Source organism: Nocardia sp. Tas62D01 (genome assembly GCF_055232035.1).
This window is the reverse complement of record NZ_JBUYUZ010000001.1, coordinates 8,570,584-8,593,002: the sequence shown is the minus strand read 5'-3', so window position 1 is coordinate 8,593,002 and position 22,419 is coordinate 8,570,584. Positions and strand designations below refer to the sequence as shown.

The window sequence follows — 22,419 nt, the reverse complement described above, 5'->3', positions numbered from 1 at the left end:
GGGAGGCACTACGTTCTTTCTTCGATGGTCTGGACTGCATTGGGACCGGGGTGCCTGATTGTGGAAACTGTCGGGGTGGTGTAGTCGAAGTTGATCTGGGCGTAGCTGCCGCGGTATTCCTTGGGCAGTTCGTTGTCAGCGATGATCACCTGGAGTCGACCCGGCAAAGTGCCAACCAGGGTGGTGAGCCTTCGGTACATCGCCTTGCTGAGGCCAGTGGCCGTGTTGAGTGCCATGCATGGGCTGTCGATCAGGAGGAGCAGCGGGTAGAAGTTGTCGGACGTGCGCAGGGCGACCGCGACCAGCGAGCACCAATAGGCGATTTGGGTGGCAGTTGTCAGACCGCCGCCCAGCTGATTGCTCTTGGAGAATATGTTGCCGTTGATGACTGGCAGGTACTTCTTGGGATCGATGGTCGCGGAATTGACGCCGGGGATTCCGATCGCTCGGACGGTGGTGGCGAATTCCTCGCTGAGTGCGTTGATGATCTCGGTGCGCCGCTTGTCCAGTGCCTGCTGCGCCTGTTTGATGTCGGCTTCCAACTGTGCGCGCTGGGAGCTGAGGGTGCGCACGTGTTGACGGAGGTCGGCCACGACGTCCCACTGGCGGAGAACGGCTTCCCATCGCTGTTGCTCGCTGCGTGCGCTCGCCAATTCCTGTGCCGCATCACTGAAGGCTTGCAGGCGAGGGCTGATACGTTCGGCGGTGCGCTGCTCGATCTGGGCGTTGAGAAGGTCAATCAGCCGGTTCTTCTCAGCCGCAGTTCGCTCGACCACTGTTCTCTGGCTGCTCAGTGCAACGATCTGCTCGCTCATCTCCTGAATCTGGTCCTGCAACTGCCTCGTCTCGTACTGGTTGTCAGAGGTGCTGTCGTTGACCGGGTCTGGCTGGAGGCATACCCTGCAGGCGTTGGCAGGGATCTCTCGGTCCTCCAGCGACTGCATGCACCGCGGGCATACCCTGAATTCGATGTTTGCGAGCACGAGGTTCGCCTCGCGCATGCGGCCAAGCCTGCCCATATCTGCCTCGACCCGTCGGCGTTCCGCGGTGAGCTGGGACTGGCGGCGGTTGATGTCGGCGATTCCTGCGGCGAGGTCTGCGGCACTGCGCTCGGCGTCGGAGAGCAAATCTCGTAGTGCGCGAGTGTTGCTGTCGATCACCGGGTCCAGCTCGTCTCGAAGCTGCGCAAGCTGCTGTTCCGCTGCGGCTTCGTTCGCCTCCGCGGTGTGGAGTTGGCTTTCGGCTTCTTCTCGCTGCCCGGTCCCGCTCTCATGTAGGAAGTCGACAACAGCTGTGTGCCGAGCCTCAGCCACAGCGATCTCGTTTGCCAGTGTGTTGGCCTGGGCACGCAGGTCGAGGATCTCAGCATCGGTGAGTCCGTACAGCAGCTCGAAGACTGTGCGGCGCTTGAGATCCCGAAAGTTGTCTTGGCTGTAGGCTATATCGACGTTGATCTGCCGCTGCGGGATGTAGACGTACATGAGGATGTCGGCGAACGTGACGCGGTTGCCTGCTTTCTTGCCCTTCTCGGAGCTGGCACGCAGGTCGTCACGCAGGCCCAATGACGTCATCAGCAGCGAGTTCAGGGAGTACTCGGCGTCAAGGCCGACGTTGTGGTCGGGCAAGCGATCTTGGGTGATCAAATCGGTGACCCGGACCGCGCGCCGTTTGGCGCGGTCGAGGCTGCGCGCAAGCTGGAGTTGCGCGTCACCGATTCGCACGTGGAGGGTCACCGAGTCGATGTGCTCCACAGCAACCGGTGCCAGCGTGGCATCGAGCCCGAATCCGAACTTGATCAGTTCGAGCAGGGTGGTCTTCCCCACCCCGGTGGGGCCAGCCAGCACGGTCAGGTCCGAGCGGAAGCGGTACTCGACGGCGCCCTCGGTGGTGTCGAGGCGAACCAGGTCGAGTCGGAAGCGTGTCGTCACCGGATCTCCTGCCGGTGTGGGCGGTCCATCAAGTCAGCCAATCGGTCGTAGATCCGTTCTTTGACGTCGTGGCCGGTCAGCCCAGACGAGGCCTCCGCAATGGCGACGCTGCGCTCAGCAATGCCGGACCACTCGGCACTGCCTGCCAAGCGCTCGGCTGCCTTTCGACCTGCGGGGGTCGGGGCGACTGCCATGCTGCCTTTTCGGGCCTTGACATAGCGCAGCAAGCCTCGGCCAATCAGCGCGCCGATGACAGCGTAGTAGCGGTCGTCCCAAGGCCCGTACTTGTACCTGATCATCGGCGCTTCGACGTCGGTCGGGGAGGCTTCGGGGTCTGGCGGCAGGTGCAGGCGCGGGTCGGCCCGGTCTAGTTCGTCGAGCACCACGGGCCCGAGCGCTGGGTAACGCAGCAGGAAGTCAAGTTTGGCTAGCTTGGTCAAACCGTCGAGCTTTTTGCTGTGCCCGTCCGCGGCGGAAACTGCCGCGACCAGCAGCAAGACCCGGGCTTGGTGGTAAGCGAGGTCCTCACGGAGTAGCGCCAGCTCGGACTTGTCCAAGTCGATCACGGCTGCGTCACCCCCTTTGAACGACGGTCTGTGATGACGGCGTCGATGTCGAACCTCGGACCGAACCAGATCTGGCACCGGTTCGACAGGTCACAGAGCCCGCCCAGGGCGATCTCGCTGTCGACGCCCGCCGGGAGCTTGCCCGCTTCTTGTAGTTCGACCAGCTTGTTGTCCACGGCACTCCACAGTCCGTGGCCGGACAGCTCAGAATCTCCCATCGCGTGGTCGCTGACCCGACGCAGCAGTCGCTCCAGCTTCTTGCGCGCCACCCGCGCTCCAGGATCTCCGCTCTCCTGGTCACGCCAGTAGTCCTCGTATTCCATCCGCAGTGCAGTGGCCCGGCTTACCGCGTTAGAGGAGCACCCGCCCTGAGTCATCTTGATCTCGACCCGGGAGATGGCTGGGATAGACAGCACGGGTTGATAGGCGCCTGGGACGGCGAGGGCGGTCTCGATGGCGATCTGGATGTCTCCCAACGTGACAAGTCGGCGGGCAATTCGCCGACGCACGTCCGGCTCCGGACCTCCGCTGCGGTCCCGCTGCAGGACCAAAGGAAGATCGCCGTAAGTCGTCTCCCCGCATCCGTTCGCGAAAAAGGCCCAACACCGCGTTCCACACCGCTACGCGATCAACTACATCGCGACCCATCTTCTCCAGGATGGGATTGACGTACTTGGTGGGCGCAGCGTCACCTACCACGCCCTGGGTCACCTCGACTGTGACGATGGTCAACGAGGCGAGGAATACCATGACCTCGCGATCCTGATCCTTTTCCAGGGATACGTCTCAGTGCGCTTCCAACGCTTAGCCGTGCCTTTGTCGTGAGCCATGATCGCCGTGCCCAACTGCCTGACAACCTTTGCCTCGTCCGACGTAAGGGCCGGTTCGCGCCTCTCGGCTTCGAGCGTCCGCAGCCGAGAAGTCAGAGTCTTCAGCTTTCGTGCGGGACCTGCGGTGAGACCGCCTGTGGTCACCAGGCGACACACGGGCTTCTGCCCCAATGCGAACCACCGGTTGAACAAGTGGGCGAGGCCTCCATCATCGGCCAACATATTCACCGTGGTGTACGCGCCGACATCCGCGCTTCGGTGTTTGCCCGAGACAAGTTCCATGAGGTCCGCGCTGCCTACAACCCAGTCCTCATGCCACTCGCACAGGATGTAGTCGTCGCAGGTGGGGTCTAGCACATCCTGCTCGTCGAGGGCATCACGGTAGAGTGCGAGCCCGTCTGCGGCGGCCATGGCCGCCTGCCACTCGTACAAGTCAGCTGTGTTGGCACCTGCGTCATCGAGCTGAGCGACCGCAGCGAGACCATCGAGGTCATCGGCGCGGGTGGTTACCACCCACTGGCGCAGGACCTCCGGAGCTGTCCCCGCCACCATGAGCTCGGAGCCCGGCTGACCAGCGGGTCCTGGGGTTGAGTCCTCCGGCGGCACCCACCGGACTCTATACGGCCGACCGGCCCGCCTCTAGTGGATGTCGAGCCAAGACAGATGCGAAGGCTCCAAACGCTTTTGCCTGTTGAGTGTGACTGGCTCGCCAGACATTCTGCAGCCGTTACCAAAGGACGGACATCGGCTAGTTAGACACTGGTGTGAGGATCAGATCCCGGCCAGGATCTGGTTCAGGTGCCCGGTGGGGTGCTCTCTCATGCGGCTGCCCGCCGTCGGTATTGGTGTGGCTCTCTAATTGGCTTGCCGCCCACCGGGTGCCGTGCCGGAGTGGCTCGAAAGGGGTTTGCCCCACGCTCGAACTAGCAGTGCCCTCCCGCACGGACACCAGTTGCCGACCACGGGAGAGACGATGACCGTCATCGTCGGAATGGACCCACACAAACGTTCCGCGACCATTGTCGTTGGCGCGCTGCAACCCTCGCCGCATCGCCCAATACGACACCGCCCGGGGCGTCCCACGTCGGGTACGCCACAACGGCTGCCCGTCGGCCGGGACGCCGTCGGCGTCGAGATATAACGCCAGATACCGCAGCGCTTCCGCCGACACCGGCACCGATTGTCGCAACCACGTCCCCTTCGACACCACATAGATCCGGCTACCAGCCCAATCGACATCCCCGACGCCGATCGCGAGCAACTCGTTCGCCCTGGCGCCGCTGCTGACATAGCAGAGCAGCAGGGCGCGGTCACGATCGCACGACATCGCCGCGAACAGCTCATCCCACAGCAGGTCCGGAATCGACCGTGGCGCAGCATCGTTGACACGTTGCCGCAACCGTGCCCGCCTGAACTTTGCCGGAGCTTCGATCGGACTACGGTGCCCCAACGCTCGGCGGCGCGACCGGGACGACGGCACCGGATTGACCACTGGGCCACGACCACAATGAGAATGGAACGCGTAGAAGCCGTAGATCGCGCTAATAGTGAATGATTGATCGTCCGACGTGAATACCCGCGCGCCAGATACGGGTTCCAGTCTTGGGGTTGATCGAACCCGCGGTCGTCGTCGATGCCGAGGAGCGGCGGCGTTGCGGGTTCGGGGCCGTCTTGAGCCATCCCACCAGCACGTCGACCTCAGTCCCGGTAGCCCGGTCCCAGTCGATCTCCAGCATCCACAGAAGTCGGAACCAACGAAGCAAAATCGTAGCCGTAACTGCGGGACGTCAACGGCCGCGAGTCACTCAACGCCAGGTCACGTAGGAACTGCGTGATCGGCTCTATCTCGACACCATCCACATCAAGAGCAAGATACGGAGGAAACCGAGTCTCCACGGCCACAACAGATCCCACCCGTTTCAGGCCGACCCTCCCCTCCATCAACCGCCTGCACATGTCCACAACACACACCACCCCTTCGAACCTGTCGCCGGGCCATCCTCGACCGACTGTGGTTGGTGCAGTCAACCGAACAGGTTCGGTTTCCACCCAGGGTGGGTAGGACACCGTTGCCGCGATGTTCGGCGCTCAGCGCGTAGAAGCCGTGCTCGTCGGGATCGAGGTGCAGCGCAACCGGTTCGCGGGTGTCTTGCAACAAGACGATCCGGTCGGCGGTTGACGGGCCGGCGCGGGTCACCACGACCAGACGCACCGAGCGCTGCCGCAGCATCGGGAGCAGATGGGTGGCGACCAGCTCACACGTGCTGGTCCACTCATCGCCGGTTTGGGCGATCATGATGACCAGGTTCGACAGGTCCGACAGTAACTCCGGTGGCCGGAACTCAGGTTCCAAGAGGGTGCGGGCCACTGCGCACGTGCTTTCCACACCCATTCCGTACGACCAGCACACCAGCACAGCATCATCCGCGAACGCCAAAGGGAGAGGGAACAATCCATCGGCGTGATCGATCATCGCGGTGGCTCCTGTCCGGACGTCGGCATGCGCGACACCTGTGCGGGGCGATTCCGACGGAGGTGTCGTGCAGCGGTGAGTTGGTGAAGGTCCCATCTAGCGGGGACCGTCGAATGTTGGCCGGTGCGCCACGGCGGTGGTGTTGAGTCGTGGCGCTGATCGGGTCCGCGGCCACTGGGAATGGAGCTGCGCTGCGCACACCGGCCGGCGCCAAAGTGGATAGGGGAGGTGGGCGGAGTGGAGGCCGATACCCCACGAGTTAGGGGACCTGCCAACAGCACTGACCACGCAGCTGGTCAAAGCTGGTCAGACGCAAGGATTTGAGAAGCCTTCGACAGCAGATCACCCGCGCCGTAGTTTGATTACAAGACCGGTGCAATGGGAGGAACCGTGATGCGCGTCGATGTCGAATTCACCAGTGGCGCAGTGATCTTGCGGGGCTGGCTGTATCGGCCCGAGCAGGCGTCGGGGCGCGTCCCGCTGGTGGTGATGACCCACGGGTTCGCCGGCGTCAAGGAATGGGTTGCCCCGTTCGCCGAAGTGTTCAGTCAGGCCGGTTTAGCTTGCCTTGTCTACGACCACCCCGGATTCGGGACCTCCGATGGTGAACCGCGTTTCGAGGTCGACCCCGCTGCGCAGATCGAGGGCTACCGTGATGCGATCACCTTCGCGCAGACCCTGGACGGTATCGACCCCGAACGCATCGGCATCTGGGGAACCAGCTTCGCGGGCGGCCACGTCCTGGTGGTCGCGGCGACCGACCGGCGTGTGCGTGCGGTCGTATCGCAGGTGCCACTGACCAACGGCTGGGCCAACTTCCGCAGCTTGGTGCCGTCGATCATGTTGCCGACCGTGCATGCGGCCATCGCCGCCGATCGGCAAGCGCGTGCCTCCGGCAAACCGCACCAGACGATCAAGGCGGCCTCCGATGATCCGACCGAACTCGTCGCCATGCCCGGTATCGAGGTCTACAACTGGTTGATGGCCAACGGCCCGCAAGTCCCGACCTGGCGCAACGAGGTCACCCTCTCCAGCGTCGACAAGTTCCAGTCCTACGCCCCGGAAGCGTTCCTACGCCGCGTGTCTCCGACACCGCTGCTGATGGTGATCGCCGATCAGGACACCCTGACACCCGCCGATATCGCTCTGCAGAGCTACGCCGAGGCACTGGAACCCAAACAATTGGCCCTGATCCCCGGCCCGCACTTCGCGGTGTACGAGGAGCAGTTTCAACGAGCGTCCGGCGTGGCCCGGGACTTCCTGCTCGCCAACTTGAGCGGATAACGCCTGGGTCTGGCTCGGTATTTGCTCGCAACCTCGATCAGGCGTAAGCCGTGTTAGCTGAGCGGCAAGACTGTGGCGACCAGATCACAAGTGCTGGAGCACTCGTCGCCACCTTGGGCGACCGGAGGGATCGAATTCGACAGATCATCCTTCAAATACGACCGAGACTTGCCGAGCGAGTGCGGGAGTATGATCGATTGCGGGAGAATCAGCAGGCGGGCCCGACGTAGGAGGTCGGCAATGTCGTTGCGTCGTCCGCCGCGGTCACCGCGGACAGCTCGATCCCCGGAAGCCCTTGAGCGACTGGAGCGCTCGCGTGCGCGTATTCGTGAACGCCGAGAACTGGCGCGTCAGCGGGAGCGAGCGATCACCGACGCGGTGAAGCGGTACCTCACCGATTGGCAGGCGATCATTGCGTGTGAAACCAAGCGTGATCAAGAAATCGAGGCGCTGCGCCAGCAGATCAGTGCAGTCGAATCACGAGCCACTGAAGAGATCGCCCGCCACCGCGCCGACCAAGCTCTTGCCGCCGCAGTGATCCGCGACCAAGGCCAGACCGACGAAGACGTCGCTGAACTGCTCGAAATCAGCGTCAAACAAGCCCGGCAACTGATCACCGCCGCACGCGCAACCGGTGCCACAATGTCGGCGAGTGCATCACCGAAGCCCACCGCCACACCCACCATTTCGCCCGATTCGATGTTGGATTCAGGCGCTGGCGTAACCACCGGCGTTCCACACGAACCACCGGAAGTGCTGCGGGGCGAAGGCTTGCCGTGAAGGAATGCCCGGCGCTGGAGAGAAGGGCCAGAACGCGACACCGCACCGATGGCAGTAGAAACCGGCTTGCCATACAGCGTGAGCGTGCCGACGTCCTCGTACGACTCTCCCGTTGCGACGAATACGACGAACAGCAACGCTGAGCAGGAGGCCGCCAGGCGTCGTCAGCACCACGAAGAAGACCACGGTGGAAAGAGCAGCGACCCACCGTGAGACCCCGGGATACGGCTCGGCGACCGAGATGATTGCCGGAACGATCCAGCACATCGCTGGCAACAGCAGCACAAGCCCAAAGAAGGTCAGGCGCCCGGCTGGAGTACGTGCGGGCTCGCGGGCCAGACTCCGTGCGAGTGTTGTGGTGTGAGTGCGCTCAACCGTGGCGGTACCGAACACCGGGATCAGGCCAGTTGAACCCACACCAACGCCGGAATAGACGTTCGTTCCGGAGCTGGTCGACACACCGTCCGCATTCAAGGCGGGCACACTCTGAACCGAGTCGAGCTGGCGGCAGTGTGGACACGTGAGGTCGATGTCCATGCGGGGAACCCCCTCCCAAGCCGTTGCGCTGTAGCGGCGCGGTTGTGGTGCTGGTACCTGCAACGAAAGCTCTGTGAGGTATCCAACACCTTCAGCGACCCGCTGTCGAGAGGTATTGGCGTGCTGATGCATTGATGAGTCCCTTCCTTGTGGCCGACGGTTGAGGCAGATTCGTCCGATCCAGCTGCACATGGCCCCAGACCGACAAAGGGCCGATCACCGCCTCCTACTTCTACGAGAAGGCGTGGCAACCCGCCCCGCGGCGTCTGGACGCGCTCGCCCGCGCTGCTGCCGCGATCGACCAGGGCGAGGACATCGTGGCCCACGGGCATCTGAGCCCGTTCACGCAAGGCGCTCTGGCGCGGTGCCGACCCCGAGGAGTTGATCGCCCGCTACGCAACGGCGCTGAAGACTCTGCAGATCAAGCACCTGACCCCGTACACGTTGCGGCACACCGGGATCTCGTGGAAGTTGCAGGACGGCGTGCCGATGTTCGTGGTTTCCCGCGACGCCGGGCATGAATCGGTCACCGTCACCGACCGCGTCTACGGCCACAACGACCGCCGCGCCAGCGAATCCGCCGCCCAGGTCATCGCCCACCGGCTGCCTCGGGTGCGTGCGAACATGCTAGCCATGGCCGCCTGACCGCACACGCCGCCGACCGAAATCCATTCCATTGCATTCCATTCCCGTGAAACGGAATGAATTGGAATCCAATGGAATGGATTGAAGCGGAATCCGCGATGGGGATAGCAGTCACTGCTCACATCGCGGCCGAGCCCTGGTCAGTGCCAGTTCCCGGCTGCCGGCTTGGGTAGCGTTGCCGGTGATGCTGACCGCGGGTGCCGAGGTGAGCACCGTCCAGAAGAAGCCGTGCGCACGCGGCTTCGGTGTGGTCGTCTCGGGCCGGGCGGTGCGAACGCCGACGGCTGTGGGGGCGAGGGCGATCTCGGTCATGAAAGTCCTTTGTCGCGATGTGATCAGCGTGCGTACGAGGAATGGGTGCTCTGATGTTGCGCGGACACGAGTGGATGGGGTTCGGCAGTTTTGGGTGTTCGAGTGCCTCGATCTGTGTACTGGTCAATCCTGGTGGCCCACTGGGCAAGTCGCCCAGCTGCCGCAACCCCAATTCCTTCATCACAGTCAGCTGTTACTCAGGCATCGGACGTAGTCTCTGTGGGTCTCCGGGCGAGACCGAGCGGGTGTGTTCGCCGCTGAGGGCCGAAAGCGCTTGGGCTGTTTCATCGATCCCGGTGGGTGTGAGGGAGAGGCACGGTGTTGCGGTGGCCGACGGCGCAGCCCGTCGTTCGGGTAGCCTGAAAGGCGGGAGAATCAGCGGACAGGTGGTCAGGAGCCTGACATGCCCACGTCTCGTCCGCCACACAGATCACGCGCATCATGACGCTGATCTGTCCTTGCCACTCCGTCAATGCGAATCGCGAGGACGATAGGCACAGTCTCGGGTTGCGGGTGTCGCCAGTTTCTGGGGACCAGCGGACACCCATTGATCTCCCGAGTCTCGCCGACGTCACCAGAGGTATCTTCAGCGGATTGCGCTGTGAAAGACCGGGCTCGCATTCGGTCGCCCACGGCGTCAGAGCTGTCACGGTCAACGGGGCGGCGAATTGCTGTCAGTGGAACACATTCCGTGTACGACTTTGGCTTCGAGCATTCATTCGCAACACGGCCCGACTGTTCACTGATGATCGTTTAGTGCTGGTCGCCCGTCCGGGAACCGGCACAACTGTGGCGGTTTCGCCCACTGTGCCGGCAGATGTGCTACGAGTCTTCCGACCTGGCTCTGGGCATCCTGAGCGCCCAGCAATCTTGTGTCCCGCAAGGTGCTTCGAGCGCGGGGGCGCTGATTGTGTGCGCTAACCCCAGCAATCGGCGCGTTAACCATAGCAGCGATGGGCCTGGCATCATCAGAGTCGTCTGCCCCGATAGCCCGCCGGAGTTGAATGACAGTGCGGCCAGGGTGCTGCTCGAGCTTCTCCTCCGACATGCCCGCGAACAGACCACTGAGAGGCAGGACGATGCCGACCGAGTCCCACGAATGGGCCGTACTCGACGAGCTGCTCGGACTCGTCCCCGAGGTCGGCGACAGCAGTGCTGACCGAAAGTTCGCGTTCTACGGGCGTTGCTCGACCGAGGACAACCAAGACCCGCAGACCTCTTATCGATGGCAGCGGGGCAACGCGGAGAAGTTTGTCGCCGAGGCGTCGATCATCGAGGACTATTTCGATATCGGGCAGTCGCGGTCGGTGCCGTGGCATCGCCGCGGGGAGGCAGCGCGCCTGCTGGCCGATCTGAAGAATCCCGGCAGAGGGTGGACCGCCATCGTTGTGGGCGAGGGAACTCGCTGCTGGTTCGGTAACCAGTTCAGTCTCGTGGCGCCGCGCCTTCAGGCGCACGGCGTTGAGGTGTGGGTGCCGGAACTGGGCGGGCGCTTCGACTCACACAACGTGACCCACTCGATGATGATGAGCATGCTCGGTGGGCTCAGTGAGTCCGAACGCCAGCACGTGCAGCAGCGCACCCGCGCGAGCATGGACGCTCAAGTCCTCAACGAGGGCCGCCACCAGGGCGGGCGCCCACCCTACGGTTACGTTGTCGTCGACGGTCCACCGCATCCGAATCCCAACCGGGCCGGCGACGGGCTCAAGCTACGGATCTTGTCGATCGATGTGGCCACCGCGCCTGTGGTGCAACGGATTTTTCGTGACTACCTCGCTGGCAGCGGTGACAAGGCCATTGCGATTGCGCTCAACCGGGAGGGAATTGCGTGCCCGTCGGCGCATCGGCCCGAACAGAATCGGCACCGCTCCCAGGATGGCTGGCAAGCAAGCACCGTTGCCGCGATCCTGCAGAATCCCCGCTACACCGGGTACGCCGTCTTCGGCCGATGGAGCAAACACGAAGAACTCCTCGATCCCGACGATGTCGCCGCCGGAAACATCACACGATTCCGGCGCTCGCCTACTCAGCGGATCGTCCGCTCGAAGAAGCCAGCGCACCCGGCCGTCGTCTCGGTGGGAACCTTCACCGAAGCCCAATTGATCCGCAGACGCCGGGCCGGCACCGGCAACCGCTCCCGCGGCCGCCTGGAACGCACAAGGAAGCCGTCGCCTCGCGAGTACCTGCTGCGGGGCCTGGTCCGCTGCGACGCGTGCGGCCGCAAGATGCAGGCCGAAGTGGTCAGCGGCATCGTTTACTATCGCTGCCGCGCCAAAACCCTGGCCCCTGCCAGCCCGGCCCTGGCTGAGCACCCGCCTACGGTCAACCTGCGCGAGGACACCATCACATCCTCGATCGACCGCTGGCTGGCCACCCTGTTCGACCGCCCCCACCGTGAGCGCACTATCGCCACCCTGCTCGCCGGCCAGAACGACGACGACCGGGATGCGCAGCGTGCACTGCTGCGGCGGCGTATCGCCGATGCCGAGGCCCGGCTCGGACGCCACCTCGCTGCCATCGAAGCAGGGGTAGACCCGCAAGCACTGGTCTCTGCGATGAATGCCTCACAAGCAGACAAAGCCGCAGCCCAAGCAGAACTACACAATCTCCCGAGCACGCCTCAACTGACCGAAACCGAGATCCGCAAACTCATCGAATCACTCGGCGATATCTCCGCGGTCCTCGCCGCAGGTGCGCGATCAGATAAGGCGAACCTGTATCAAGCCCTCCAACTCCACATACAGTTTCGGCCCCGACAACAGCTCGCTGTCGTCGGGGCCGACCTTGGGTTTAGCACTGGTGTCCGGAGGGGGACTTGAACCCCCACGCCCGTTAAGGGCACTAGCACCTCAAGCTAGCGCGTCTGCCATTCCGCCACCCGGACCGGTGGTGCTCAGCAAGGTTATCGGATGTGGGCGCGTGGACCAAATCGCGGCTCTAGCTGGCGATTCTTGGGGATGTGCGGGCGGGGCGTGGGTTCGGGTGCGGTGGGGATGTCGGGGCGCGAATGCGCGGAGCACGGTTGGGCTGAGGCGAGTTCCTCGGCGGTTCGGTCGGGGTGGTCAGCGTGCTGGGACCCGGGTTGCTCGTTGCCCGATGGACCGACGAGTACCTACTATTTGGGCTGGCACTTACCGGTGGGTTTGTGAATAGCTAGCGAGGTCGGGCGATGGGTGGAAAGAGGTCAGGGCCGTATTTCTGCGGGATCGATGCGGCGATGGATGTCGTGGGCGGGAAGTGGAAGTCGCTGATTCTCTGGGAGCTGGAGAACCACGGTGTGCGTCGGTTCGGTGAGTTGCGCCGCGGGCTGCCGGGGGTGTCGGAGAAGATGCTGATCCAGCAGCTGTGGGAGCTGGCAGAGGACGGGATCGTGGATCGCGAGATCTATCGCGAGGTGCCGCCGCGGGTCGAGTACCGGCTGACGGAGTTGGTGTCGGCGCTCAATGCGGCGTTGGAACCGTTGGGTGCGTGGGGCCGCGACCGGATCGATCGGATCGGTGCCGATCGGGTACACCTGACGGCCTGACAGCGGAACCACTCTCGGCGAAACGTGTTGCGCCGCATGGAAGAACCCGATGCCCGTCGGGCAAGACTACTCACCCCAGGAGCGGGTATTTGTGGTCCGCCGCCAGGTCGGACAGCGCCCGGTGCATGATCCCGGTGACGTACTCGTAGGCCACCTCCAGGTCCAGGGCAGCGCGGCTCGGGCGCTGTCGGGGTTCGCGGCGATGGCACCGAATTTGGCGAGGAACGAACCGAGCACCGGCACGGCCATCACCAAGTTGTGGGGCGAGTTGGTAGAACGGACGGTCGGGACCGAAACGGCGGGCGAACGCGAGGGTCGTCACCATCACCTCAGACGAGACATTGCCTCCGGAGTGGTTGCCTACCAACAGAATCGGGCCGTCCTCGGGGATTCGATCGAGACCGCGCACCTCGGGACGGAAGAACCGGCGCGCCAACTCCCAGTACGGACCGGCCGTGCGGGCGATGAACTCAGGATCCCGCTCGCTCATATCCGCCTTCGGAACCCGCTCTGTGACTTGTCGACCGACCCAATCGGTTACGGCGTCGACCGGAAGGGGTGGAAGGTTGATCAGCTTCATGGTACCCACTTTCGGAGCACGAGTGGTGTCGGTCACAGGGGTACCCGAGTAGGCGGCGATCACACAGGCGGCGTTCCGATCAGCCTGATGCTGGCGCACGCCGCGCCGCGATTGCGCACCATAGACGGCACCGCACAGGTGCACTCCGACCGGCGCGGCGGGAGGTGCAGCACGGCATCCCGGCCGCCAGATGGTAGGAAAGGGTACGTGTCAGCAACTGGCGAAGGATCCGGCCCGAACAAAAGCTCTCGCGCGGTGTCCGAGGTGGTGGAGCTGGTCAGTAGGCTGATCCAGTTCGATACCTCCAACACCGGCGATTTGGCTACCACCAAGGGGGAGTGTGAGTGCGCGCAGTGGGTGGCCGATCAGCTGCATCAGGCGGGCTACACCACCGAGTATGTGGAGTCCGGCGCGCAGGGGCGCGGGAATGTGTTCGCTCGGTTGAAAGGCGCCGATTCCAACCGCGGCGCGCTGATGATCCACGGCCACCTCGATGTGGTGCCCGCCGAGGCCGCCGACTGGAGCGTGCATCCGTTCGCCGGTGCGGTCCGCGACGGTTATGTGTGGGGGCGCGGCGCGATCGACATGAAGGATATGGTCGGCATGATGCTGGCCTTGGCCCGCCAGTTCAAGATCGAGGGGACGGTGCCGCCGCGCGATATCATTTTCGCGTTTCTGGCGGACGAGGAGAACGGCGGCAAGTGGGGGTCGCAGTGGCTGGTGGACAACCGGCCCGACGTGTTCCACGGGATTACCGAGGCGGTGGGGGAGGTCGGCGGATTCTCGCTGACGGTGCCGCGCCCGGATGGCACCGAGCGCAGGCTCTACCTGGTGGAGACGGCGGAGAAGGGGCTCGGCTGGATGCGGTTGCGCGCCAAGGCCCGTGCGGGCCACGGTTCGTTCCTGCACGAGGACAACGCCGTCACCATCCTGGCCGCAGCGGTGGCGCGACTCGGCAAACACACTTTCCCGCTGGTGCTTTCGGATTCCGTCGCTGAATTCCTTGCCGCCGTCGCCGAGGAGACGGGCCTGGAATTCGATCCGTCGAGCCCGGATATCGAGGGCCAGCTGGCGAAGCTCGGCACCATTTCTCGAATCATCGGCGCCACGCTGCGCGACACCGCGAACCCGACCATGCTGCAGGCCGGATATAAGGCGAACGTCATCCCACAGACCGCGGAGGCGGTCGTGGACTGCCGGGTGGTCCCAGGACGGCAGGCGGCATTCGAACGCGAGGTCGACGAGCTGATCGGCCCGGACGTCGAGCGCGAGTGGATCACCAAACTCGATTCGTACGAAACGACCTTCGACGGCCACCTGGTCGACGCGATGAACGACGCCATTCTCGCCCACGACCCGCAGGGCCGCACCGTGCCCTACATGCTCTCAGGCGGCACGGACGCGAAGGCGTTCGCCCGCTTGGGTATTCGCTGCTTCGGTTTCGCGCCGCTGCAGCTGCCGCCGGATCTGGACTTCACCGCCCTGTTCCACGGTGTCGACGAAAGAGTTCCGGTGGATGCCCTCGAATTCGGCACCCAGGTGCTGGAACATTTCCTGTTGCACAGCTGAATCAATCCGGAGAGGATCTCATGACCTACAACCCCTACGACGCGCTCCCGCAGGTGCCCACCTTCACGGTGACCTCGGAAGACATCACCCATGGCGAGTCGCTGCACAACGATCAAGTCAGCGAATTCTTCGGCGCCGGAGGCAAGGACATCTCACCGCAGCTGTCCTGGTCCGGATTCCCCGCCGAGACAAAGAGTTTCGCGGTGACGGTGTTCGATCCGGACGCACCGACGGCGTCGGGATTCTGGCACTGGGCCGTCGCGAACATCCCGGTGAGCACCACCTCGCTGTCCGGCGGTGCCGGCAGCGCTGGCGGCACCCTGCCCGAGGGCGCGATCAATCTGCGCAACGACGCGTCGTTCCCTGGCTTCGTCGGCGCCGCGCCGCCCGCTGGACACGGACCGCACCGCTACTTCGTCGTGGTACACGCGGTGGATGTGGAAAGCCTTGAGGTCGGCGAGGACGCGACGCCGGCGTTTCTCGGCTTCAATCTGTTCTTCCACACCCTCGGCCGTGCGACCATCGTGTGCACCTACGAGGTGAAGTAACTTCGAGAAACACTGTGGCCCTGAGCGAAATGCTCAGGGCCACAGTACGTTCGGTTGTCGTCTGCTACGAGACGTTGACGACGCCCGTCCGGCAGCGGGCTGGTATAGAGCGCGACGATCTCCTCGGCGTACTTGGCCGCGATCGGCGACCGCTCGAGCTTCATCGTCGGGGTCAGCTCCTCGCCGCCCGGCTCCCACGCCGAGGCCACCAGGGTGAACCGCTTGATCTATTCCACCCGCGACAGGTTGGTGTTGCCCTCCTTGACGGCGGTCACCACCTCGTCGGCGCGCAGCTCACTAATCGTGGTCAGATGTGGAACGCTGTGGCAGGCGTTACTGTGCTAGCGGCTCCAGCGCCACGGCATGAGTACGAGCCACCAGCCCGGAGATCCGAGGACCAGTGGTGTGGTAACCGGAATCATGTGTCCGCGGCGGCTCCGCTTGGCCTCGAGATATTTCCGCGCCCGCTCGCTTCGGGGCTTGATATGCAATGGCACCACGGTCACCGCGAGACCGGCACCTTCCAATGCGCGAACCTTGTCCGGATTGTTCGTGAGCAGCCGCACCGACGTGAGTCCGAGCGCGGCCAGACTCTTGGCCGCGAGTTCGTAGGACCGTGCGTCGGCACTGAAGCCGAGTCGCTCGTAGCTGTCGAAGGTGTCGAGATCGCAGACCTCGCTGAGGTGTAGACCGCGCGCCTTGTTGGTCAGCCCGGCGCCGCGTCCCTCCTGCTCCAGATAAACGAGGACGCCGGATCCCGCCTTTTGGATCCGATCCATCGCCGTGTCGAGTTCGGGACCGCAGTCGCAGTCATCCGATCGCAGCGCTTCACCGTAGAGACAGCGGGAATGGATGCGAACCAGGCATCCGTCGGTGACCTGACCGAAGACCAGCGCATGCCCGCCGTTGGCTTCGTGCGGAATCGGCACGACTCGAACGTCTAGTTCGCGCCCTTTGCGAGTCAACCGATGCCCGGTATCGGTGAGGCTCGATGCCGCGGTGGTCACATATTCCTCCGATGCAGGTCAGGCGATCAGGCGGGACTGCGGGTTACCGGTGGTGCGACGCGCGACCGAGCAGGAATGGCATGCCACCATCGCGTCGGTTGTTCGACAAATTACACGCCTGACCCGGCGGGGCATGACAGTATCCCAGCGGAGGGTGCTTCGCGACCGCTGAAGGTATATCGGCGCGGCTGGTGTGACGCCGATCAGGTTGGAGGGCAATAGATTACAGCTATAGCCGAGAGTTCGCTCGTCCCGACCTGTCAACGGTCCTCGGACGAGAGCCGCACGATCCGATCGATCTCGCCGACCAATGGCATGGCGCCGGGGACGTCCCCGAACGACTGTGTCGCCACCATCGCGGCGGTTGCCCAGAGATAGTCCTGCCGATCGGCAGCGCGGCGCGATGAAATCAAGCGGTATGCGAGAGCGGCGGCGAAGGCGGCCTGAGCGCCCGGCGACCCCTCGAGTGCCACCGGGTACGGAAGGATCTCGACATCCACCCCGTCGGAGCGCACCGTGCATCCGAAGTCCTCGAGCACACACACCGAACGCACACCGAGCGAGCGCAGCCGTCGCACGACGTCGGTATCCGGGCCGTGGTTCACCTCGCCCATCATCCGTTCGAGCTCCCACCTTCCGCCGACGAGATAGTCGACGGCCCCCAGGTGTCTGTAGAGCAGCTGTGGTCGATCGATCGGAGGGGTTGGGTCGACCACGAGCAGTGGCGGCGCATCGGGTCGCATCGTGGCCATCACCTCCTCGATCACGTCGACGGCATGCTCGAAGGTCAAAAGCACGACATCCGAGGTGAGGATCGCGTCGCGTATCGCCGGATTGCGCGGGTCGGGCGCGCCCAACCGGACGCGGTCGTCTTTGCAACCGATGCTGCTCGACATGCCGGTACTGGTGATCATGACCGCGGCGACCGCCGTTTGCGCTCCTGCGACGATCTTGACCAAATCGGTATCGACGTTTTCCTCGCGGAGGTAGTCGAGGATGTACCGGCCTCGGTCGTCGTCGCCGATCGTCGCGATCAGCCGTACCTCGAGACCAAGCCGGGCCGCCGCGACGGCGCGGTTGAGCCCCTTGCCCCCGGGGTGTTCCTCGAAGCTGCCCGGAGTGGATTTTCCTGGCCGTGGCACATGATCGATCCGATAGATGTGGTCGATAACCGCGTCCCCGACCACCGTGACGACGCCCGGCTTGGCATTTGAATATGCCAGTGCAACAAGCGTTTTCGGCTTGGGGGCATCGTACGGCAGCGCAATCGCATACTGCGATCCCGCGGCCAGTAGACCGGCGAGAGCGGTGAAGGCGTTATGCTCGAGCGCGCCCCGCAACTGCCGCACGGTCGGCGTCGGTGGAATGCTGTCCGCCCGCAGCGCTTCATGCAGCGACTGCCACTGCTCGGTCAGGTACTCGCGCCGCTTGCCCATGTGTTCGGCGTAGAGCCGATCGAGATCTACTCCAGCAGCTGGGTTTTCGCGGAACAGGCCGAGAGACAAGGCGGCATCGACGATCATCCGGTCGGTCGGGCCCAGCTGTGTGGTCAGTTCGATGACAACGGGCAGTACGGCCTGCTCGGCAGTAACTCTGACCTGATGCGCGCGCTGTCGCACCACGGGTAGGTCCAGCAACGGTGACACGTCGATCTCGGTGGTGCGCAAGCGATCCGGGTTGAGGCCCGAATGCTTGCCCAGGCGAGTGAGGATATTGCGAATGGCAACCATGCGCGAGTCCTGCAGGACCATGTCCGAGATCCACCCTCCGTGCGCTCGTTGCTGTTTCGTTGCCTATGCAGCTGGAGCGACAACGGGGTTTAGCGCGCTGCAAAACCGGCAATTACCAACTTACAACGGCAATTGACGGCTAGGAACCGCAAATGCCACACTGGGTTGGGCGATCTTATCGCCTCCACCAGACGACTCGGGAGGGCCTGGTGACGAGAGTGATTCTCTGGATACGGAACGTTCGATGGCGCATACAGCATTGGCCCGGGCGACTCGGAATACCCCTAGAGCTCATCGGGCTCGAGCTGTTACCTCGGAGGCAGCCATGAATGTACACGCGACCGAATGGACGATGATCAGCGATATAACTCCCGAATCGGCGTACCGGATGAACGGGCCGGGGGACAGGATCTGGCGGCTGAGCTGGCTGCCCGGCCGGCTGTTGACCCGGGAACAGGCATTCGCGGGCATGGAACTCGACGAGATCCTCAGCAACCCTGCGGGTGTGCACGATCGCATCGCGCAAGCCGAAGCTACCAAACGAGCGGATACGGTCGGCATCATCTGGGAACAGGCGGTGATCCTGTTGTCCAAGCGGATTGTGGCTCGGCTGCGACAGCATTCGGACGAATCGCAGGAGCAAGACGACGCGGCGGCGGGTGAACCGGTCACCACCGGCCCCACCTTCCGCTCGCGCTGAAGATCGCGGCGCAGCGGACGCCGCGCGTGCTCGGTTAGTGTCAATGCCGCGCAGTTTGGTTGGTGCTCGCTTTGGTTGGTGCTCGCAGTGCCGATAGGCATCGGCTGGTTCGCAACTATTGCTGCGCCGAAGCCAGTCGGACGATTCGATCGATCTGATCGACTTCGGGCATGGCGCCGGGGATGTCACCGAACGATTGTGTCGCAACCATCGCGGCGCTCGCTTATAGGTAGTCGTGTTCATCCGTGGGGCGGCGCGAGGAGACGAGACGGTAGGCGAGGGCGGCTGTGAAAGCCGCATACTTGCCGGGAGATCCTTCGAGGGCGACCGCGAATGGTGGGGTTTCGGGTTGTTCGAATGTCAGCAGCAAGGCGTCGGAGGCTGCGATCGCGTCGTGCACCGCGCCGCCGAGGAGGTCCTGCGGGCTGAGCCGGATGCGATCGTCACGACAGCCGACGCTGCCTGCCACGCCCGTTCAGGTGATCATCACCGCGGTGACCGGTGTCGGCACATTGGGGACCACCCGTACCGGTTCGATGTCGACGTTCTGGCTGCGTAAGTAAGCACGGATGGGATGGCCTGCGGTGTCGTCGCCGGAGATCGGCTGCACCTGGAGCCCGAGCCGAGCGGCCGCGACGGAGGTCCTTGCCGCCGGGTGCTCCTGGAAGCTCCCGTCCGCGGGCGCGTCAGCGGACGGAATGCGCTCGACCCGGTAGATATACCGCGTCCCCGACGACGGTGACCACGCCGGGGATGACCTGCGAATTCGACGGCACCATGCACCGTCCCCCTTGGGTGCTGCATTGATTTGTCCTGCCGCACACCAGAATAGGCCGCGTGCATCACGGCAGCGCCCGCTTGCGTCTTTCAGGCGATGCGGGATGGCATGTCCTGCAATGACGCATCGCCCTCCCGCCGCGGCGATCAGCTCAGGCGCGGGCCTCGTGTTCCGCACCGATGGCGTCGGCGATGTTCTTGTAGCCGTTCTCGCGCAAGCGATGTGCCAATCCGCGGTGGATTTTGCGGGTCCAGAAGGGGCCGCCGTAGATGAAGCCGGTGTAGCCCTGCAGGAGGGTGGCGCCGGCGAGGATGCGCTCCCAGGCTTGGTCGGGAGTCTCGATGCCGCCGACGGAGATGAGGACGAGGCGGCCGCCGACTCGGCGGTAGAGGCGGCGGAGGACTTCGAGGGAGCGGTCGGCGACCGGCGGACCAGAGAGGCCGCCCGTTCCCATGGCGGCTACTTCGGCGGGGTCGGTGCGCAGGCCGTCGCGGCGGATGGTGGTGTTGGTGGCGACGATGCCTGCCAGACGGAGCTCGACGGCGAGGTCGGCTACGGCGTCGATGTCGTCGTCGGAGAGATCGGGGGCGATCTTCACCAGCACCGGCACCTGGACGCTGTCGAGCACGGCCTGCAGCACCGGGCGCAGCGATTCGACGGCTTGCAGGTCGCGCAGGCCGGGGGTGTTGGGGGAGCTGACGTTGACGACGACGAAGTCGGCCAGCGGGCCGAGCAGTGCGGCGCTGATCGCGTAATCGGCTGCGGCGCCTTCGGGTTCGACGACTTTCGTCTTACCGATGTTCGCGCCGACGGGTAGGCGGCCGCGGCGGCCGCGCAGTTGTTCGGCCGCGGCGGCGGCGCCGTCGTTGTTGAAGCCCAACCGGTTGATCAGGGCGCGGTCGGCGGGCAGGCGGAACAGCCGCGGCGCGGGATTGCCGGGTTGGGCTTGCGCGGTGACCGTGCCGATCTCGGCGAAACCGAAACCGAGCGGCCGCCAGGCGTCGACGCCGTCGGCGTTCTTGTCGAATCCCGCGGCCAGGCCCAGGGGTGCGGGGAAGTCCACGCCGAAGGCGGTATTGCGCAGGATCGGATCGTCGGAAACGAGCACCCTGGACATTGCCCAGCGAGACGGGGCGAAGCGCTCAGCCAGCTTCATCGCGGCGAAGGCCAGACGATGGATGCGTTCGGGCGGCAGCAGGAACATCAGGCGCAGCACTAATGCGTACATCGGCTCACATCCCCGGTTCTGGCTGGGGTAGCTGCGCGGTTTTTCGGCGGCGCAGCAGTACCCGGCGGCTGCCGTCGGTGTAGGCGCGCACGCGGGACAGTTCCCAGCCGCCGAATTCGGCCTGGATGGCCAGCCGCATCGACGCGGTCACCCGGTTCACCTCAGGTGGTAGTCGCAGCGGCACGTACTCGTAGTCGTCGCTGCTGGTTTCCCAACTCGCCGGTAGCGCTGCGCGCGGGCGAAATTTCGGCGCCATCACTGCCCTCTCTTCCGCTCATCCGCGCGGATCCGCTGCAGACCGTCTCCGGTCGCGGACCCGACGAACAGGTCACCGGTGCGCTCATCGATGACCACCGAGTTCGGCTGTCGGACCGTCGGATACCGGCCCACTTCCTTCGGTATACCCGTCGACAGATCGAATCCGACGACTTCGTTGCTCTGCGTACACGTCACCCACACGGTGTCGGACCGCAGATCGTAGGCAAGCGCGTAAGGCGATGATCCTACCGGGAAACGCTGATGCAGTACGAGCGGTCCGGAAGTGTAGACCAGCAGTTCGTTACCCGCGGTATCGGCGACGATCAGGCGGCCGAAGCGGTCGGATATCAGGTTGGTGGCCCCGTCACCCGCGCGCAGTGCCAGCCCGAGCCGATCTTTGTGCAGGTCGAGTTCGGTGAGCGAGGTCTGGCGCCGGTCCAACACGGCGACCCGGTTGTCGGCGACGGCGAGTGCGTCCGCCGAGGCGAGGCCCGACACGGTGTCGAGCACCTCGCCGCGGGGGGACAGGCTGCGGACGTGGCCGTCGGCGGTGCCGATGAGCAACGAACCGTCGCCGCGCAGCAGCACGGTCCTGGCGTCGCCTTCGACACGGACCTCGGTGGTGGCCGCGGTGGCGACATCCACGCGAATCACCCGGTTCGGCGCGGCGACCAGGATCTCGCCCGGCCAACCCTGAGCCAAAGCCGCTCCGGGCGCCGGCAGGGCGACGGTACGCACCGCGGGCGGTTCGACCGTGGGATCGATGAGCGAGAGGGTGGTGCCGTCGAGCGCGGCGAGCAGGCCGGTGCCGACGTCGTAGCGCAGTGCGCCGATGGAAATGCCGACCGGCAGGACCTGTCCGCCGGGTGCGGTGGTCACCGCCGGGGCAACCGCCGCGATGGCCGGTTGTCTGGTCTGCAGATCGTCGTTATTCGTCTTGGAGGAGCAGCCGGTGAGCAGCATCAAAACCGCTACACCCGCGATCGCTGAGGGGACCGAGCCGCGAGGGCGCATCCACCGAACTCCTTACTACCGACCGAACTACCGACGACTCAACCGCAACATCACCATCTGACCATGATGGCGCACGGTGACGGCTGACCGGGGTGGTGGCTCGAGGTGAATGTCGGTGATCGGGTT

General features: G+C 64.5%; 23 protein-coding genes and 1 tRNA gene. 8 read left to right on the top strand and 16 right to left on the bottom strand.

Features of this window, described 5'->3' with window-relative positions:
- Positions 1-8: 8 nt before the first annotated feature.
- The 5 genes from ACV7NQ_RS41695 to ACV7NQ_RS41675 all read right to left on the bottom strand — a co-directional run bounded on the left by ACV7NQ_RS41695 (position 9) and on the right by ACV7NQ_RS41675 (position 4,723).
- Positions 9-1,928 carry an AAA family ATPase gene (locus tag ACV7NQ_RS41695; RefSeq protein ID WP_463364530.1) on the bottom strand — a complete coding sequence of 640 codons (1,920 nt, stop codon included), beginning with the start codon at positions 1,926-1,928 and terminating at the stop codon, positions 9-11.
- Positions 1,925-2,494 carry a hypothetical protein gene (locus ACV7NQ_RS41690; protein WP_463364529.1) on the bottom strand — a complete coding sequence of 190 codons (570 nt, stop codon included), beginning with the start codon at positions 2,492-2,494 and terminating at the stop codon, positions 1,925-1,927. Before ACV7NQ_RS41690 ends, ACV7NQ_RS41695 begins: the two co-directional genes overlap by 4 nt.
- Complete coding sequence (locus tag ACV7NQ_RS41685; RefSeq protein WP_463364528.1) at positions 2,491-3,003, bottom strand: hypothetical protein; 513 nt, start codon at positions 3,001-3,003, stop codon at positions 2,491-2,493. Before ACV7NQ_RS41685 ends, ACV7NQ_RS41690 begins: the two co-directional genes overlap by 4 nt.
- Positions 3,004-3,222: 219 nt before the next feature.
- Entirely contained in the window at positions 3,223-3,876 is a 654-nt protein-coding gene (locus ACV7NQ_RS41680) for a hypothetical protein (protein ID WP_463364527.1), read from the bottom strand.
- 196 nt (positions 3,877-4,072) lie between these two features.
- Entirely contained in the window at positions 4,073-4,723 is a 651-nt protein-coding gene (locus ACV7NQ_RS41675) for a hypothetical protein (protein ID WP_463364526.1), read from the bottom strand.
- A 1,467-nt stretch (positions 4,724-6,190) separates the two neighbouring features.
- Here ACV7NQ_RS41675 and ACV7NQ_RS41670 point away from each other — a divergent pair.
- The 3 genes from ACV7NQ_RS41670 (at position 6,191) to ACV7NQ_RS41660 (ending at position 9,043) form a co-directional block, all read left to right on the top strand.
- A complete protein-coding gene (locus ACV7NQ_RS41670; protein WP_463364525.1) occupies positions 6,191-7,081 on the top strand; it encodes an alpha/beta hydrolase in 891 nt (296 codons plus the stop codon).
- Positions 7,082-7,321: 240 nt separating this feature from the next.
- Positions 7,322-7,861, top strand: coding sequence for a hypothetical protein (locus tag ACV7NQ_RS41665; RefSeq protein ID WP_463364524.1), 540 nt, complete (start codon positions 7,322-7,324; stop codon positions 7,859-7,861).
- A gap of 918 nt (positions 7,862-8,779) precedes the next feature.
- On the top strand, positions 8,780-9,043 hold the full coding sequence (locus ACV7NQ_RS41660) for a site-specific integrase (RefSeq protein ID WP_463364523.1): 264 nt from the start codon (positions 8,780-8,782) through the stop codon (positions 9,041-9,043).
- 111 nt (positions 9,044-9,154) lie between these two features.
- Here ACV7NQ_RS41660 and ACV7NQ_RS41655 read toward each other — a convergent pair whose 3' ends face one another.
- Positions 9,155-9,355, bottom strand: a complete 201-nt coding sequence (locus ACV7NQ_RS41655) for a hypothetical protein (protein ID WP_463364522.1) — start codon at positions 9,353-9,355, stop codon at positions 9,155-9,157.
- A 1,079-nt stretch (positions 9,356-10,434) separates the two neighbouring features.
- On the opposite strand from ACV7NQ_RS41655, the gene ACV7NQ_RS41650 reads away from it, so the two are divergent.
- Positions 10,435-12,174 (top strand): recombinase family protein, encoded by a 1,740-nt coding sequence (locus tag ACV7NQ_RS41650; RefSeq protein ID WP_463364521.1) that lies wholly within the window; start codon positions 10,435-10,437, stop codon positions 12,172-12,174.
- Here the strand turns inward: ACV7NQ_RS41650 and ACV7NQ_RS41645 are convergent.
- Positions 12,153-12,239: transfer RNA gene (locus ACV7NQ_RS41645), tRNA-Leu, on the bottom strand. The genes ACV7NQ_RS41650 and ACV7NQ_RS41645 overlap by 22 nt on opposite strands.
- Positions 12,240-12,524: 285 nt before the next feature.
- On the opposite strand from ACV7NQ_RS41645, the gene ACV7NQ_RS41640 reads away from it, so the two are divergent.
- Positions 12,525-12,881 (top strand): winged helix-turn-helix transcriptional regulator, encoded by a 357-nt coding sequence (locus ACV7NQ_RS41640; RefSeq protein WP_463364520.1) that lies wholly within the window; start codon positions 12,525-12,527, stop codon positions 12,879-12,881.
- Positions 12,882-12,951: 70 nt separating this feature from the next.
- Here the strand turns inward: ACV7NQ_RS41640 and ACV7NQ_RS41635 are convergent, their stop codons facing one another.
- The gene (locus tag ACV7NQ_RS41635) at positions 12,952-13,461 is read right to left on the bottom strand and encodes a hypothetical protein (protein WP_463364519.1); all 510 of its coding nucleotides are present in this window, start codon (positions 13,459-13,461) and stop codon (positions 12,952-12,954) included.
- 207 nt (positions 13,462-13,668) lie between these two features.
- On the opposite strand from ACV7NQ_RS41635, the gene ACV7NQ_RS41630 reads away from it, so the two are divergent.
- Both ACV7NQ_RS41630 and ACV7NQ_RS41625 read left to right on the top strand, forming a co-directional pair.
- Entirely contained in the window at positions 13,669-15,030 is a 1,362-nt protein-coding gene (locus ACV7NQ_RS41630; protein ID WP_463364518.1) for a M20/M25/M40 family metallo-hydrolase, read from the top strand.
- 20 nt (positions 15,031-15,050) lie between these two features.
- On the top strand, positions 15,051-15,578 hold the full coding sequence (locus ACV7NQ_RS41625; protein WP_463364517.1) for a YbhB/YbcL family Raf kinase inhibitor-like protein: 528 nt from the start codon (positions 15,051-15,053) through the stop codon (positions 15,576-15,578).
- Here the strand turns inward: ACV7NQ_RS41625 and ACV7NQ_RS41620 are convergent.
- The 3 genes from ACV7NQ_RS41620 to ACV7NQ_RS41610 form a co-directional block, all read right to left on the bottom strand.
- On the bottom strand, positions 15,563-15,787 hold the full coding sequence (locus tag ACV7NQ_RS41620) for a hypothetical protein (RefSeq protein WP_463366148.1): 225 nt from the start codon (positions 15,785-15,787) through the stop codon (positions 15,563-15,565). The genes ACV7NQ_RS41625 and ACV7NQ_RS41620 overlap by 16 nt on opposite strands.
- A gap of 132 nt (positions 15,788-15,919) precedes the next feature.
- Entirely contained in the window at positions 15,920-16,585 is a 666-nt protein-coding gene (locus ACV7NQ_RS41615) for a GTP cyclohydrolase II (RefSeq protein WP_463364516.1), read from the bottom strand.
- Positions 16,586-16,845: 260 nt separating this feature from the next.
- Positions 16,846-18,336, bottom strand: a complete 1,491-nt coding sequence (locus ACV7NQ_RS41610) for a PfkB family carbohydrate kinase (RefSeq protein WP_463364515.1) — start codon at positions 18,334-18,336, stop codon at positions 16,846-16,848.
- A gap of 304 nt (positions 18,337-18,640) precedes the next feature.
- Here ACV7NQ_RS41610 and ACV7NQ_RS41605 point away from each other — a divergent pair, with 304 nt between their 5' ends.
- Positions 18,641-19,015: a hypothetical protein gene (locus tag ACV7NQ_RS41605; protein ID WP_463364514.1), complete on the top strand. Its 375-nt coding sequence runs from the start codon at positions 18,641-18,643 to the stop codon at positions 19,013-19,015.
- A 223-nt stretch (positions 19,016-19,238) separates the two neighbouring features.
- Here the strand turns inward: ACV7NQ_RS41605 and ACV7NQ_RS41600 are convergent, their stop codons facing one another.
- The 5 genes from ACV7NQ_RS41600 to ACV7NQ_RS41580 all read right to left on the bottom strand — a co-directional run bounded on the left by ACV7NQ_RS41600 (position 19,239) and on the right by ACV7NQ_RS41580 (position 22,293).
- A complete protein-coding gene (locus ACV7NQ_RS41600; protein ID WP_463364513.1) occupies positions 19,239-19,484 on the bottom strand; it encodes a hypothetical protein in 246 nt (81 codons plus the stop codon).
- 6 nt (positions 19,485-19,490) lie between these two features.
- The gene (locus ACV7NQ_RS41595; protein ID WP_463364512.1) at positions 19,491-19,625 is read right to left on the bottom strand and encodes a hypothetical protein; all 135 of its coding nucleotides are present in this window, start codon (positions 19,623-19,625) and stop codon (positions 19,491-19,493) included.
- 319 nt (positions 19,626-19,944) lie between these two features.
- Complete coding sequence (locus ACV7NQ_RS41590; protein ID WP_463364511.1) at positions 19,945-21,021, bottom strand: quinone-dependent dihydroorotate dehydrogenase; 1,077 nt, start codon at positions 21,019-21,021, stop codon at positions 19,945-19,947.
- 4 nt (positions 21,022-21,025) lie between these two features.
- The gene (locus ACV7NQ_RS41585) at positions 21,026-21,277 is read right to left on the bottom strand and encodes a DUF5703 family protein (protein ID WP_463364510.1); all 252 of its coding nucleotides are present in this window, start codon (positions 21,275-21,277) and stop codon (positions 21,026-21,028) included.
- Positions 21,277-22,293, bottom strand: coding sequence for a YncE family protein (locus ACV7NQ_RS41580; RefSeq protein WP_463364509.1), 1,017 nt, complete (start codon positions 22,291-22,293; stop codon positions 21,277-21,279). The genes ACV7NQ_RS41585 and ACV7NQ_RS41580 overlap by 1 nt, the downstream gene beginning before the upstream one ends.
- Between the last annotated feature and the right edge of the window lie 126 nt (positions 22,294-22,419).

What these genes read in the sequence shown, in the direction of transcription:
- ACV7NQ_RS41625 (WP_463364517.1), top strand. Translation starts at nt 15,051, where the DNA reads ATGACCTACAACCCCTACGACGCGCTCCCGCAGGTGCCCACCTTCACG.
- ACV7NQ_RS41680 (WP_463364527.1), bottom strand. Translation starts at nt 3,876, where the DNA reads ATGGTGGCGGGGACAGCTCCGGAGGTCCTGCGCCAGTGGGTGGTAACC.
- ACV7NQ_RS41605 (WP_463364514.1), top strand. Translation starts at nt 18,641, where the DNA reads ATGAATGTACACGCGACCGAATGGACGATGATCAGCGATATAACTCCC.
- ACV7NQ_RS41585 (WP_463364510.1), bottom strand. Translation starts at nt 21,277, where the DNA reads ATGGCGCCGAAATTTCGCCCGCGCGCAGCGCTACCGGCGAGTTGGGAA.
- ACV7NQ_RS41665 (WP_463364524.1), top strand. Translation starts at nt 7,322, where the DNA reads ATGTCGTTGCGTCGTCCGCCGCGGTCACCGCGGACAGCTCGATCCCCG.
- ACV7NQ_RS41635 (WP_463364519.1), bottom strand. Translation starts at nt 13,461, where the DNA reads ATGAAGCTGATCAACCTTCCACCCCTTCCGGTCGACGCCGTAACCGAT.
- ACV7NQ_RS41640 (WP_463364520.1), top strand. Translation starts at nt 12,525, where the DNA reads ATGGGTGGAAAGAGGTCAGGGCCGTATTTCTGCGGGATCGATGCGGCG.
- ACV7NQ_RS41670 (WP_463364525.1), top strand. Translation starts at nt 6,191, where the DNA reads ATGCGCGTCGATGTCGAATTCACCAGTGGCGCAGTGATCTTGCGGGGC.
- ACV7NQ_RS41590 (WP_463364511.1), bottom strand. Translation starts at nt 21,021, where the DNA reads ATGTACGCATTAGTGCTGCGCCTGATGTTCCTGCTGCCGCCCGAACGC.
- ACV7NQ_RS41580 (WP_463364509.1), bottom strand. Translation starts at nt 22,293, where the DNA reads ATGCGCCCTCGCGGCTCGGTCCCCTCAGCGATCGCGGGTGTAGCGGTT.
- ACV7NQ_RS41650 (WP_463364521.1), top strand. Translation starts at nt 10,435, where the DNA reads ATGCCGACCGAGTCCCACGAATGGGCCGTACTCGACGAGCTGCTCGGA.
- ACV7NQ_RS41655 (WP_463364522.1), bottom strand. Translation starts at nt 9,355, where the DNA reads ATGACCGAGATCGCCCTCGCCCCCACAGCCGTCGGCGTTCGCACCGCC.
- ACV7NQ_RS41610 (WP_463364515.1), bottom strand. Translation starts at nt 18,336, where the DNA reads ATGGTCCTGCAGGACTCGCGCATGGTTGCCATTCGCAATATCCTCACT.